A 13,215-nucleotide genomic window follows, 5' to 3' on the forward strand; every position below is an offset into this window, starting at 1 on the left:
GGAACCAGCCTTAGCAGACGGCCGGCTCGACAGCTTCCGCGACTTCCGCCTATCCTCAACTTCATGGCCGACCATGAGCATCATCATCCCCACGATCACGACCATTCCGAATTGTCGGAGACCGAGCTGCGGGTGCGCGCGCTCGAAACCATCCTCACCGAAAAGGGCTATGTCGATCCAGCGGCACTCGATGAGCTGATCGAAACCTATGAGACCAAGGTCGGCCCGCGCAACGGCGCCCGCGTGGTCGCCAAGGCCTGGCGCGACCCGGCGTATCGCGAGCGGCTGCTGCACGACGCCACTGCGGCGATCGCCGAGCTCGGCTACACAGGCCGCCAGGGCGAACACATCGTCGCGGTCGAGAACACGCCGGCCACCCACAACATGGTCGTGTGCACGCTGTGCTCCTGCTACCCGTGGCCGGTGCTCGGCCTGCCGCCGGTCTGGTACAAATCGGCGCCGTATCGTTCGCGTGTGGTCAAAGAACCCCGCGCGGTGCTGGCCGAATTCGGCGTGACGCTGCCGAAGGACACGGCGATCCGGGTGTGGGATTCAACTGCGGAAATCCGTTACCTGGTTATTCCCATGCGTCCGGTCGGCAGCGACGATCTCAGCGAAGATCAGCTCGCCGACCTCGTCACCCGCGACAGCATGATCGGCACAGGCCTTGCTCGCACGCCCGCGGAGATCACGGAATGAACGGCGCACACGACATGGGCGGCATGGACGGCTTCGGGCCGGTGATGCCCGAGAGCGATGAGCCGCTGTTTCATGCCGCGTGGGAGCGCCGTGCCTTCGCGCTGACGCTAGCGATGGGACGCCCCGGCGGCTGGAACATCGACATGTCGCGGTTCGCCCGCGAGAACCGTGCACCGATCGATTATCTGTCGAAGAGCTACTATCAGCTCTGGCTCGCGGGCCTCGAAGCACTGATGGCCGAACGCGGCCTCGTCACCGCAGATGAAATCGATGCGGGCCGCCCGCTGCATCCGGCAAAGCATGTGTCGGTGCTGTCGGCCGCGGACGTGGCACCAATGCTGGCGCGCGGTGCGCCGACCGAACGTGACGCAGCGGTCCCTGCCCGGTTCGGCGTCGGCGATCGGGTCCGCGCTAAGGAACTGCATCCCCGAACCCATATCCGGCTGCCTCGCTACGTCCGCGGCCGGGTCGGCACGATCGAACTGGTGCACGGCGCGCACGTGTTTCCCGATAGCCACGCGCATGGCGGCGGCGAGCAGCCGCAATGGCTGTACACGGTGACATTCGAAGCACGGGAGTTGTGGGGCGACGATGCCGACCCGACCTCACGGGTCTCGGTCGATGCCTGGGATTCATATCTGGAGCCGGCGTGATGAGCGGCCATTCCGAGGCTGCGGCGATCGCGGCACGCAGCGTGCCGGGCCTGCCCCGCGACGATGACGGCCCCGTGTTCCGGGAGCCCTGGGAAGCCCACGCCTTTGCAATGGCGGTGACGCTGCACAGCCGCGGCCTGTTCACCTGGCCTGAATGGGCGGCGGCGTTGTCCGCCGAGATACGCCGCGCCCAAGCTGACGGCGATCCCGACTGCGGCGACACCTACTACCGCCATTGGCTCGCGACGCTGGAACAGATGGTCGCAGCCAAGGGCGTCGCCAGCCTCGCGACGCAGCATCAGTACCGCGACGCCTGGGACCGCGCCGCCGATCGGACCCCGCACGGCCATCCGATCGAGCTGCAGCCCGGCGATTTTCCACAGTCAGAAGCGTTTTCGGCGGCTGAGTCACCGCCGCGTTAACGCTGATGCGACAAGTTTGGCCTGTACGTCACTGACGTCAACGAGAACCGAACCGATCGGCGCTAATCTGCAGCCTGCCGACAGATCGCGGATGGCGAGGCTGCGGCGGCAGCGAGTTGGGTGATGGCGCAGATCGATTTTGATCGACCGATGCGATGGGCGGCAAATGCCGCCGGCCGCTATCTCGCCGACGCCACCTGCGACTCCGAACTGTTTCTGCAACGCGCCGCGGCGCTCGGCCCTTCCGCGGCGATCACCCCGTTTCAATCTCCCGACTGGCTGAACGCCTGGTTGAGGCTGCTCGGGCCTTCCGCGTCCGCCGAGCCGCTGCTGATCACCGTCCGCGACAGCTTCCGCGACGAGATCGCGATGCTGCTGCCGCTGGTGATCCGCCGGGTGTGCGGCGTGGCGCTGGTCGAATTCGCCGACCTCTCGGTGTCGGACTACAACGTGCCGCTGCTCGGCCCCGCCGCCCCCTCAACGCCGGAAGCGGCTGCCGCGGCTTTCGCAGCCGCGTTGGCGGCGATGCCCGACGTCGACGTGGTGCGGCTGTGCAACCTGCCGCTGACCGCGGGTGGCAAGGTCAATCCTCTGGCGCTACTCGCATCCACGCCCTCTTCGACAGTGCGCAACGTCACCACGCTGCCGCACTCATGGGAAGACTATCTCGAGTCGCGTCCGCGCAAATTCCGCAAGGCGCTGCGCCAGCACCATCGCACTCTCGACGCGCTCGGCGGCGTGCGGGTTCGGATGATCACCTCGCCCGGCGACGACACCGCAAAGCTGTTCGGCAAGCTCGATCAGTTTCAGCGCGCGCGCATCGCCGCGCTCGGCAAGCGCTACGTACTCGACCGGCCGGCTTATGCACGGTTCTATCGCGAGGTGTTTTCGCGCGGACAGGCGATGCTGTCGGTGATGGAGTCCGGCGACTCCGTCGTCGCGGTCGCCTACAGCTTGCTGCATCGGCAGAGCTGCACGACGGTGCGGCTCGCGAACGCCGGCGCAGAATGGAGCCGCGGATCGCCCGGCATTGTGCTCGCGAGCGAGATCATCCGTTGGCTGATCGACAACGGCATCGAGCAGTTCGATCTCGGCGCCGGAGGCTACGACTACAAGAAACAGCTCGGCTGCGAACCGCAGCCGCTGCTGGTGCTGGAGAAGGCGCTGACGCTGAAAGGCCGAATGGCGCTGTCGGCATGGTCGACCTATACGGGCGGCCGCTCGCTGGTTCAGTCGCTGACGGCGAAGGCGTCGTAAACCAGCTTCTTGAACATCGGCACTACGCGGCCGCGTTCGGTCTCGGTCTGCTGCATCAGGATGTAGATCATGTCGAGCGACGGATCGACGCCGAAATAGGTGCCGCTGCCGCTGTCCCATTTCAATTCACCGATCGAGCCTGGCGCCGGCGGATTGGCCTCACCCGGCTCGACCCGCACGGCGAGACCGTAGCCGTAACCAAAGCCGTCGCCGGGAAAATAGAAGTAGTCGCGCTCGACGCCGGAGCCGGGACCGATCTGATCGGTGGTCATCATCTTGAACGCCGCAGGGCTCAGATAGCGGCGGCCGTCGAGTTCACCACCTTCCAGCAACATTTGGGCGAACCGCGCGTAGTCCGTGACGGTCGACAACAGTCCGCCGCCACCCGACTGCCATTCCGGATGCGCGCGGCGCTGCCGCTCGGCATCGGCCAGCACGGTATCGGTGGGAAATACCGCGGCCATCCGCTCCTGCTCCGCCTCGGTTCGCAGCACAAAGCTGGTGCAGGTCATGCCGAGCGGATCGAACAGCCGATGCTTGAGGAAATCGTACAGCGGCTCGCCCGACACGATCTCGATGACACGGCCGAGCACGTCGGTCGAATGGCCGTAGCGCCACAGCGTGCCGGGCTGGCGTGCCAGCGGCAGCCGGGCCATCCGCTCCGCGAACTCAGCATTGTCGAATCGGCCAGCAAACAGGTTTGCCCGCTGATACGCCGCCATAATCAGTTCGCCGCCGATATATTCGTACGTCATTCCCGAGGTGTGGCGCAGCAGATCTTCGATCGTCACCGGCCGATCCGGCTCGGCCAGCTTCAGCGCCGGCTTGCCGTCTTCGACGGTCTCGATCCCGACCTTCACGTGCGCGAACGATAGAATGTACTTCGCCAGCGGATCCTGCAATCCGAGTCGGTGCTCGTCGATCAGCATCATCGCCGCGACACTGGTGATCGGCTTGGTGATCGAATGTAGCGCGAAAATCGTGTCCGGCGTCATCCGATGACGCCGCTCGGCAGTACGCCAGCCGAAACACTGCAGGTAAACCGGCTTGCCGTGCTGCTGGATCAGCACCACGGCTCCCGGCAGCTTACCCGCGGCGACTTCATGTTCGAAGAAAGCGCTGAGCCGCGCCAGCTTCTCGGACTTGGGAGTTGCCGCCGCGCTACCGGGCGCGGCTGCGAGCCGCACCGTCCCAGCAGGCATGGTCAGCGCCGCGCCGATTGCTTGGAGAATCTGGCGGCGGCGGATCGAAACGAAGGAGCGCGGCATGGCGAGCATGTCCGTAGCATCGAGACGCCAGCTTTAGCACGCGCACCGTTGCGGCTCGATGATACGAAAGAGTACGGATCAGATGCCGGAGGCGTACTCGATCCAGCCCTTGGCGCGCAGCCGGCATGCCGGGCATTCGCCGCAGCCATAGCCCCAATCGTGACGCGCCCCACGCTCGCCGAGATAGCAGGTGTGCGAGTCTTCGCGGATCAGATCGACCAACCCATCGCCGCCGAGCTCTTGCGCGAGCTGCCACGTGGCGGCCTTGTCGCGCCACATCAGCGGTGTGTGCAGCGTGATGTCGCGCGCCATGCCGAGCGACAGCGCCGTCTGCAACGCCTGGATGGTATCGTTGCGGCAGTCCGGATAGCCGGAGTAATCAGTCTCGCACATCCCGCCGACGATGTCGGTGATGCCGCGCCGATACGCCAGCGCTGCCGCGAAATTCAGGAAGATCAAATTGCGGCCGGGTACGAACGTGTTCGGCAGGCCATCGGCGCCCATCGCGATCGCGACGTCGCGGGTCAGCGCGGTGTCGGAGATTTGCGCCAGCGTCGGGATTGTCAGGGTGTGATTGTCGCCGAGCTTGGCGGCCCAGTCGTTGCTGATGGCGCGGAATCCGTCGAGCAGCCGCGAGCGGCACTCCAATTCGATCAGATGTCGCTGGCCGTAATCGAAGCCGATGGTTTCGACCCGGGCAAAGCGCGCCAGCGCCCAGGCCAGACAGGTCGCGGAGTCCTGCCCGCCGGAGAACAGCACCAGCGCGGTCTTGTCGGATGAATGGTCGGTCATGCGCATGGCTGTAGCACCGCGCGGCGGGCGCGCCAAATCCTGCGCGATTTTCGCTGGGATGGCGGCGCCGGTTGCGGCATAGGAGACAAACCTCCTCCTGCCCCGGACCAGCGCCATGACCCCTTCCCGCGATATCGCCCGCCTGATCGAGATCATGGCTGCGCTCCGGACCCCGGTGACCGGTTGTCCCTGGGACCTCGAGCAGGATTTCGCGACGATCGCGCCCTACACCATCGAGGAAGCGTTCGAGGTCGCTGAAGCGATCGCCCGCCACGATCTCGACGACCTCCGCGAAGAACTCGGCGACCTGCTGTTGCAGGTGGTGTTCCACGCACGGATCGCCGAAGAGCGCGGCGCCTTTGCGTTCGGCGACGTGGTCGAGGCTATCACCCGCAAGATGATCCGCCGCCATCCCCACGTGTTTGCCGACGCCGAGGGCAATCTGACGCCGTCGCATGTCGAGGGTGTCTGGGACCGGATCAAGGCGGAGGAAAAGGCCGAGCGCGCCGCCCGCCGTGGCCTCACCGAGCAGCCGTCCAGCTCGGTGCTGGCCGGCGTCAAATCCGGCCAGCCGGCGCTGTCGCGGGCGATGGATCTGCAGCGCAAGGCCGCCAAGGTCGGGTTCGACTGGAACGACCCGCGCGCGGTGCTGGCGAAGATCCGCGAGGAGACCGACGAGATCGAGGCCGCGCTGGACCGCGGCGATCAGGCGCACATTACCGAAGAGACCGGCGATCTGTTGTTCGCGCTCGTCAACCTTGCCCGCCACGCCAATGCCGATCCGGAAATCGCGCTGCGCGGCGCCAACGCCAAATTCGAGCGCCGCTTCGCCTATATCGAGCAGGCGCTGGCAGCCCAGGGCCGCTCGCCCGACGACGCCACGCTCGCCGAGATGGACGCGCTGTGGAACGAGGCCAAAGCGACCGAAGCGACGAAATAACGCCGCCCGGTTCCGATTCCGGCCACGACTTCCTATCTATGCTTGCACGAAAACAATGCAGGGGGTCGCGCGAGCATCATGCTCTCGGTGGAATTGGCAATCGTTGTCGTCCTGATCGTCGTCAACGGTCTGCTGTCGATGTCCGAACTGGCGATCGTTTCCTCTCGCCCGGCGCGGCTCTCGATCTTGGCGCAGCGCGGCGTTCGCGGAGCCCGGCAGGCGCTCAAGCTGAGCGAAGATCCGGGCCGGTTTCTCTCGACCGTCCAGATCGGCATCACCTTGGTCGGCGTGGCGTCCGGCGCGTTCTCCGGCGCGACGCTGGGCCAACGCCTGAGTGACTGGCTGGCGGCAACCGGCGTGCCGTTCGCCGATATCATCGGCGTCGGCCTGGTGGTGACGCTGATCACCTACGCGACGCTGATCGTCGGCGAGCTGGTGCCGAAGCAGCTTGCGCTGCGCGACCCCGAAGCCGTCGCGGTGAAGGTCGCGCCGGCGATGGCGCTGCTCGCCAAGATTTCGCTGCCGGTGGTGGTGGTGCTCGACGTCTCCGGCAAGGCCATGCTGGCGCTGCTCGGCCAGAGCGGTGAGCCCGAGGACAAGATCTCCGAAGAGGAGATCCATAGCCTGGTGCTGGAGGCTGAGACCGCCGGCGTGCTCGAGCCGGGCGAACGGCAGATGATCGCCGGCGTGATGCGGCTCGGCGACCGCCCGGTCGGCGCGGTGATGACGCCACGGCCGGAGGTCGACATGATCGATGTGTCCGATCCACCGGAGGTCATCCGCGCCGCCTTTGTCGAGAGCCCGCATTCGCGGCTGCCCGCGACCGACGGCGATCGTGACGATCCGATCGGCATCATCCAGGCCAAGGACGTGCTGGAGATCTATCTGCGCGGCGACACGCCGGACTTCCGCGCGCTGGTCCGCGACGCACCGGTGATCCCCGCCTCGGCCGACGCCCGCGACGCCCTGCTGATGCTGCGCAACGCCTCGGTGCATATGGGGCTGGTGTACGACGAATTCGGCGGCTTCGAGGGCGTGGTCAGCACCGCGGATATCCTGGAATCGATCGTCGGCGCGTTCAGCTCCGAAGATGGTCCGCCGGAGCCCGCCGCAGTGCGCCGCGACGACGGTTCGTATCTGATCGCCGGCTGGATGCCGGTCGACGAGTTCGGCGATCTGCTCGGCATTTTGGTGCCGACGCCGCGCGATTATCACACCGTCGCCGGCCTGGTGCTGGCCCATCTCGGCGCGCTGCCGGCCGTCGGCGACAAGTTCGACTTCCAAGGGTGGCGGTTCGAAATCCTCGACCTCGATCACCGCCGGATCGACAAGATCTTGGCGAGCCGCCTGCCCGACGACGAAGCCTCGCCATGACGCCACCGGTCGCACGCGGACGAGGCGATGCCCGCGCCCTCGCCGCCGTGCGGCTGCTGCACACCGCGATCTGGGCGTTCTTTGCCTCCTCGATCCTGGCGATCCCGGTGACGGTTGGGCTCGGGCAGCTGGTGGCCGCGCTGTGGCTCAGCGTCTTTGTGTGGGGTGAAGTGGTGGTGCTGGTGTTGAACCGGATGCGCTGTCCGCTGACGACGCTGGCGGCGCGCTACACCGACGACCGCGCCGACAATTTCGATATCTACCTGCCGCGCTGGCTCGCCCGCTATAACCAGCGGCTGTTCGGCACGCTGTTCGCCCTCAGCCAATTCCAGCTCGGCTGGGCGCTGCTGACAGGTTGAGCCTGTCTCTCTTCGGTCCACAAACGGCGACGGCCGCCGCGATCGGGGCGCGGCGGCCGTCGGCTCGTATCCCATCCCCGCCGGGCGCGGCCGGAACGGAATGGCTGAGAACGGTGGGCTTAGAACGGAATGTCGTCGTCCATGTCGCTGCGGCCGCCGCCGCTGCTGACCGGCATCGGCCGGCGTCCGCCGCCGCCACCCGACGGGCCGCTGGAGCCGAAATCGCCGCCGGAATTGTCGTCGCCATAGCCGCCACCACCTCCACCGCCGCCGCTGCGGCCGTCGAGCATGGTCAGGTTCGAGTTGAAGTTCTGCAGCACAACCTCGGTGCTGTAGCGCTCAGCGCCGCTCTGGTCGGTCCATTTGCGTGTCTGCAGCTGGCCTTCGATGTAAACCTTCGCGCCTTTTCTCAGGTACTGCTCGGCGACTTTGCACAACCCTTCGTTGAAAATCACCACGCGGTGCCACTCGGTCTTTTCCTTGCGTTCGCCGGTGGCGCGATCACGCCAGGACTCGGAAGTGGCAATCCGCAGGTTGGCAATCGGACGCCCGTCCTGGGTCCGCTTGATCTCCGGATCGGCACCGAGATTCCCGACCAGGATCACCTTGTTCACGCTACCCGCCATCGACGTCTCCTCTCAAAACCATACTGACTGAGCGGCTCCGCAACCGGCCGGCGACCGCCCGCCGTCCTGCTCCGCCGCTGCGGTCGCGCCCAAGCTGGCGCGAGCCGTCCCAGTCTCAAGCGATTACGCTGTCGCCGCCGCTACGCCCATACGTGCACGAGCGAAAACGCCCGTCCGATGAGATTTATCCACCGGCACGATCTCGGCCAGTCTGTTCTATTTTTGTTCCAAAGTGAAGTCCAAAGTGCAACCGCGCTGGAGCGGCCGCATGTCGCTCCGCCTGCGGCAGCGGCCGGGCAACCATGTCTCAGCAGTGACCCGCGGTTACGCCCAACGTCTTTTCGGTGATCTATCCATGGTTTTAGGAATCACATTTCACTCGCGACTGTTGCATTTCCGCGACGGCGCGTTGCTCGCATAGCGTGTATGGTTGTCACGTGGAATTTCGAGGGGCGCTCGCGCTTCTCGCTCTGCGGCGGGGACACACCTCGGAGCGAGAACCGGTGAAGCACAGACGAACCGGGGAATTGCGATGAAAAAGTTTCTGTTGGGGACTGTTGGTTTGATTGCGTTGGGCGCCGCGCCGGCGATGGCTGCCGATCTCGCGGCTCGTCCTTACACCAAGGCACCGCCGATCATTGCGGCGGCTTACGACTGGTCGGGCTTCTACGTCGGCGCCAACGGCGGTTGGGGCACCAGCCGGAAGTGCTGGGATTATCAAGGCACCACGGCTACACCGCTCCCGGCGTTCGGCGAAGGGTGTCACGACGCTTCTGGCGGCACCGTTGGTGGTCAGATCGGCTATAATTGGCAGGTCAGCACTTGGGTGTTCGGTGTTGAAGCTCAGGGCAACTGGGCCGATTTCAAGGGCTCAAACTCAAGCCTTCGATTCACAAACACGACTGATCAAAGCAAAGTCGATGCCTTCGGCCTGTTCACCGCCCGCGTTGGCTACGCCTGGAGTAATGCTCTGCTTTACGTGAAGGGCGGTGCGGCGGTCACGAGCGACAAGTACACGACTTATCGGACCTTGGCGGGCACGGCCATCGACGATGCCAGTGAGACCCGGTGGGGCGCAGCGGTCGGCGGCGGCCTCGAATACGGCTTTACGCCGAGCTGGTCGTTCGCCGTCGAATACGATCACCTGTTCATGGGTGGCCGCGACATCACCTTCGCGCCAACCACCAATGTTGACCACATCAAGCAGGACGTCGACGTCGTCACCGCCCGCATCAACTATCGCTGGGGCGGCCCGATCGTGGCGCGCTACTGAGCTGCGCGTCGGCTGATTTCAGTCACGCTTGCGGAAGGCCGGCATCGCGCCGGCCTTTTGCGTTCGGACCACTGCAGCGGCCTCGCGTCGACCGCGGCAGACCGCGGAGAAAGCGATCGTCCCGGCTCGGCCTTAGCGGAACCAGCGCCTCCCCTTTATCGCAACAATCCGGTTGATGGACGCCCGCAGCCTCTGGCAATCGCTTCGCGTTCTTCCTATGTTCCAGGCTCAGCCCCAACCGGCGCCAGCCCCGGACGCTCCGGCGCGCGCCCCAACCGGCGCGTTGTCGCGCGTCTGGACACCCGCATGGACGAAGTGATCAAGGCCAAGCGTCAGACCCCCGCGGCCTCGAGCCGGACCGCCATCACCATTCGCGGCGCCCGCGAGCACAATCTCAAGAATGTCGACGTCACCATTCCGCGCGACAAGCTGGTGGTGTTCACCGGCCTGTCTGGCTCCGGCAAGTCGTCGCTGGCGTTCGACACCATCTACGCCGAGGGCCAGCGCCGCTACGTCGAGTCGCTGTCGGCCTATGCGCGACAATTCCTTGAGATGATGCAGAAGCCGGACGTCGACCAGATCGACGGCCTGTCGCCGGCAATCTCGATCGAACAGAAGACCACCTCCAAGAACCCGCGCTCGACCGTCGGCACCGTCACCGAGATCTACGACTACATGCGTCTGCTTTGGGCGCGCGTCGGCGTGCCCTACTCGCCGGCGACCGGCCTGCCGATCGAAAGCCAGACCGTGTCGCAGATGGTCGACCGCGTGCTGGCGCTGCCGGAAGGCACGCGGCTGTATCTGCTGGCGCCGGTGGTCCGCGGCCGCAAGGGCGAGTACCGCAAGGAGCTGGCCGACTGGCTGAAGAAGGGCTTCCAGCGCGTCAAGATCGACGGCGCGTTTCACGAGCTCGCCGAAGCGCCGACGCTCGACAAGAAATTCCCGCACGACATTGACGTCGTGGTCGACCGCATCGTGGTCCGTCCCGACATCGGCCAGCGCCTCGCCGAGAGCTTTGAGACCGCGCTGAAGCTGGCCGAGGGGCTGGCGGTGATCGAGTTTGCGGACGCGCCCGCCGCCCCAGCGGCGGCTGAGCCGGGCCATGACGACGTCGAAGGCAAAAAGAAAAAGGCCGACAAGAAGGTCGCAAAGATCCACGACAAGAGCGGTGCCGAGCGCATCCTGTTCTCGGAGAAGTTCGCCTGCCCGGTGTCCGGCTTCACCATTCCGGAGATCGAGCCCAGGTTGTTCTCGTTCAACAACCCGTACGGCGCCTGCCCCGAATGCGGCGGCCTCGGCATCGAGCAGCACATCGACGCCGATCTCGTGGTGCCCGACAAGGAGCTCAGCTTGCGCAAGGGCGCGATCGCGCCGTGGGCGAAGTCGTCCTCGCCGTACTACCTGCAGACGCTGACCGCGCTCGGCAAGCACTACAAGTTCACGCTCGACACCAAGTGGAAGGACCTGACCAAGAAGGTCCAGAACGTGCTGCTGCACGGCTCCGGCGACGACGAAATCAAATTCTCCTACGAAGACGGCGTCCGCTCCTACGACACCAAGAAACCATTCGAGGGCGTCGTCACCAATATCGAGCGCCGATTCCGCGAGACCGAGAGCGAGTGGGCGCGCGAGGAGCTCGGCAAGTACTTCTCCGACGTGCCGTGCGACGCCTGCCACGGCCATCGCCTCAAGCCCGAGGCGCTGTGCGTCAAGATCGGCGGCAAGCATATCGGCGAAGTCTCCGAGCTGTCGGTCAAGGCGGCCGGCGACTGGTTCGCCAAGGTGCCGGACGTGCTCAACAAGCAGCAGAGCGAGATCGCCGTCCGCATCCTCAAAGAGATCCGCGACCGCCTCAGCTTCCTGCTCGACGTCGGCCTCAATTATCTGACGCTGTCGCGCTCGTCCGGCACATTGAGCGGCGGCGAAAGCCAGCGCATCCGCCTCGCCTCGCAGATCGGCAGCGGCCTCACCGGCGTGCTCTACGTGCTCGACGAGCCGTCGATCGGCCTGCACCAGCGCGACAACGCCCGGCTGCTCGATACCCTCAAGCGGCTGCGCGATCTCGGCAACACCGTGATCGTCGTCGAGCACGACGAGGACGCCATCCGCCTCGCCGATTACGTGCTCGACATCGGCCCCGGCGCTGGCGTCCATGGCGGCCACATCGTCGCGCAGGGCACGCCCGCCGAGATCATGCGCAATCCGAAGTCGCTGACCGGCAAATATCTCACCGGCGAACTTGACGTGCCGGTGCCGGAGCGGCGGCCCCCGAACCATCGCCGCACCATCAAGCTGGTCAATGCTCGCGGCAACAATCTGAAGAACGTCACCGCCGAGATTCCGCTCGGCCTGTTCACCTGCGTCACCGGTGTCTCCGGCGGCGGCAAGTCGACGCTACTGATCGACACGCTGTATCGCGCGATCGCCCGCAAGCTGAACAACGCCTCCGAGCCGCCGGCCCCGCACGACCGCATCGAAGGCCTCGAGCACATCGACAAGATCATCGACATCGATCAGTCGCCGATCGGCCGCACCCCGCGCTCGAACCCCGCGACCTACACCGGCGCGTTCACGCCGATCCGCGAGTGGTTCGCCGGCCTGCCGGAATCCAAGGCGCGCGGCTACGAGCCCGGCCGGTTCTCGTTCAACGTCAAGGGCGGCCGCTGCGAGGCCTGCCAGGGCGACGGCGTCATCAAGATCGAGATGCACTTCCTGCCCGACGTCTACGTCACCTGTGACGTCTGCAAGGGCAAACGCTACAACCGCGAAACGCTCGACGTGCTGTTCAAGGGCAAGTCGATCGCCGACGTGCTCGACATGACGGTCGAGGAAGCCGCCGAGTTCTTCAAGGCGGTGCCGCGCGTGCGCGAAACCTTCAAGACGTTGCAGCGCGTCGGCCTCGACTACATCCATGTCGGCCAGCAGGCCACCACGCTGTCCGGCGGCGAAGCCCAGCGCGTCAAGCTCGCCAAGGAGCTCTCTAAGCGCGCCACCGGCCGCACCCTCTACATCCTCGACGAGCCGACCACCGGGCTGCACTTCCATGACGTCGCCAAGCTACTCGAAGTGCTGCACGAGCTGGTGGCGCAGGGCAACACCGTGGTGGTGATCGAGCACAATCTCGAAGTCATCAAGACCGCCGACTGGGTCATCGACCTCGGCCCCGAAGGCGGCGACGGCGGCGGCGAAATCGTCGCCTGGGGCCCGCCCGAAGACATCGTCAAGGCACCGCGCAGCTACACCGGGAAGTTCTTGAAGCCGGTGTTGGAGAAGAAGGGGCCGACGGCTGTGCGGAAAAGGAAGGCGGACGAGGCGGCGGAGTGAATTGACGAGGGTCTTATGGCCTGCAACGGATACAATCATACCAAAGACTGCCGATGCGATTTTCGAGGCGGACACCGACGCTCACGCCCGCCCGAATGGCATGGATGGGTCCCAAGGACTGCGCGCAGAGCCTTAAAGGGACCGACCGCTCAGTGCCCAGAGTGCCACGCGCCGGTCTATTTCATACGAGGGCGATATGGGGGCGGAGCCTATTTTAATAACCTAGGC

General features: G+C 65.6%; 12 protein-coding genes. 9 read left to right on the plus strand and 3 right to left on the minus strand.

From position 1 onward, the window contains the following. The first annotated feature begins 63 nt into the window (after nucleotides 1–63). The 4 genes from nthA (at nucleotide 64) to VRZ08_RS01460 (ending at nucleotide 3,031) form a co-directional block, all read left to right on the plus strand. Entirely contained in the window at nucleotides 64–699 is a 636-nt protein-coding gene (gene nthA / locus VRZ08_RS01445) for a nitrile hydratase subunit alpha (RefSeq protein WP_414531354.1), read from the plus strand. Beyond that, on the plus strand, nucleotides 696–1,352 hold the full coding sequence (gene nthB, locus VRZ08_RS01450) for a nitrile hydratase subunit beta (protein ID WP_414531355.1): 657 nt from the start codon (nucleotides 696–698) through the stop codon (nucleotides 1,350–1,352). The genes nthA and nthB overlap by 4 nt, the downstream gene beginning before the upstream one ends. After that, nucleotides 1,352–1,774, plus strand: a complete 423-nt coding sequence (locus tag VRZ08_RS01455) for a nitrile hydratase accessory protein (RefSeq protein WP_414531356.1) — start codon at nucleotides 1,352–1,354, stop codon at nucleotides 1,772–1,774. The genes nthB and VRZ08_RS01455 overlap by 1 nt, the downstream gene beginning before the upstream one ends. 123 nt (nucleotides 1,775–1,897) lie before the next feature. Next, a complete protein-coding gene (locus VRZ08_RS01460) occupies nucleotides 1,898–3,031 on the plus strand; it encodes a GNAT family N-acetyltransferase (RefSeq protein WP_414531357.1) in 1,134 nt (377 codons plus the stop codon). Here VRZ08_RS01460 and VRZ08_RS01465 read toward each other — a convergent pair. Together VRZ08_RS01465 and queC are read right to left on the minus strand one after the other, a co-directional pair. Next, nucleotides 3,004–4,299 (minus strand): serine hydrolase domain-containing protein, encoded by a 1,296-nt coding sequence (locus VRZ08_RS01465; protein WP_414531358.1) that lies wholly within the window; start codon nucleotides 4,297–4,299, stop codon nucleotides 3,004–3,006. The genes VRZ08_RS01460 and VRZ08_RS01465 overlap by 28 nt on opposite strands. 78 nt (nucleotides 4,300–4,377) lie before the next feature. Continuing rightward, on the minus strand, nucleotides 4,378–5,091 hold the full coding sequence (gene queC, locus VRZ08_RS01470) for a 7-cyano-7-deazaguanine synthase QueC (RefSeq protein WP_414531359.1): 714 nt from the start codon (nucleotides 5,089–5,091) through the stop codon (nucleotides 4,378–4,380). A gap of 115 nt (nucleotides 5,092–5,206) precedes the next feature. Here queC and mazG point away from each other — a divergent pair, with 115 nt between their 5' ends. The 3 genes from mazG (at nucleotide 5,207) to VRZ08_RS01485 (ending at nucleotide 7,764) form a co-directional block, all read left to right on the plus strand. Then, nucleotides 5,207–6,031, plus strand: coding sequence for a nucleoside triphosphate pyrophosphohydrolase (gene mazG, locus VRZ08_RS01475; protein WP_107344723.1), 825 nt, complete (start codon nucleotides 5,207–5,209; stop codon nucleotides 6,029–6,031). Between the two features lie 78 nt (nucleotides 6,032–6,109). Next, a complete protein-coding gene (locus tag VRZ08_RS01480; protein WP_107344724.1) occupies nucleotides 6,110–7,405 on the plus strand; it encodes a hemolysin family protein in 1,296 nt (431 codons plus the stop codon). Next, nucleotides 7,402–7,764, plus strand: a complete 363-nt coding sequence (locus VRZ08_RS01485) for a hypothetical protein (RefSeq protein ID WP_414531360.1) — start codon at nucleotides 7,402–7,404, stop codon at nucleotides 7,762–7,764. Before VRZ08_RS01480 ends, VRZ08_RS01485 begins: the two co-directional genes overlap by 4 nt. A 119-nt stretch (nucleotides 7,765–7,883) precedes the next feature. On the opposite strand, the gene VRZ08_RS01490 is transcribed toward VRZ08_RS01485, so the two are convergent. Next, on the minus strand, nucleotides 7,884–8,390 hold the full coding sequence (locus VRZ08_RS01490) for a single-stranded DNA-binding protein (RefSeq protein WP_107344726.1): 507 nt from the start codon (nucleotides 8,388–8,390) through the stop codon (nucleotides 7,884–7,886). A 532-nt stretch (nucleotides 8,391–8,922) separates the two neighbouring features. Here VRZ08_RS01490 and VRZ08_RS01495 point away from each other — a divergent pair. Continuing rightward, nucleotides 8,923–9,663, plus strand: coding sequence for an outer membrane protein (locus tag VRZ08_RS01495; RefSeq protein ID WP_414531361.1), 741 nt, complete (start codon nucleotides 8,923–8,925; stop codon nucleotides 9,661–9,663). Nucleotides 9,664–9,969: 306 nt separating this feature from the next. Then, entirely contained in the window at nucleotides 9,970–12,987 is a 3,018-nt protein-coding gene (gene uvrA / locus VRZ08_RS01500) for an excinuclease ABC subunit UvrA (RefSeq protein WP_414531362.1), read from the plus strand. Nucleotides 12,988–13,215: the final 228 nt, after the last annotated feature.

The organism is Rhodopseudomonas sp. G2_2311, from assembly GCF_047501505.1.
In the GTDB taxonomy this organism is placed as follows: Bacteria; Pseudomonadota; Alphaproteobacteria; order Rhizobiales; family Xanthobacteraceae; genus Rhodopseudomonas; species Rhodopseudomonas palustris_H.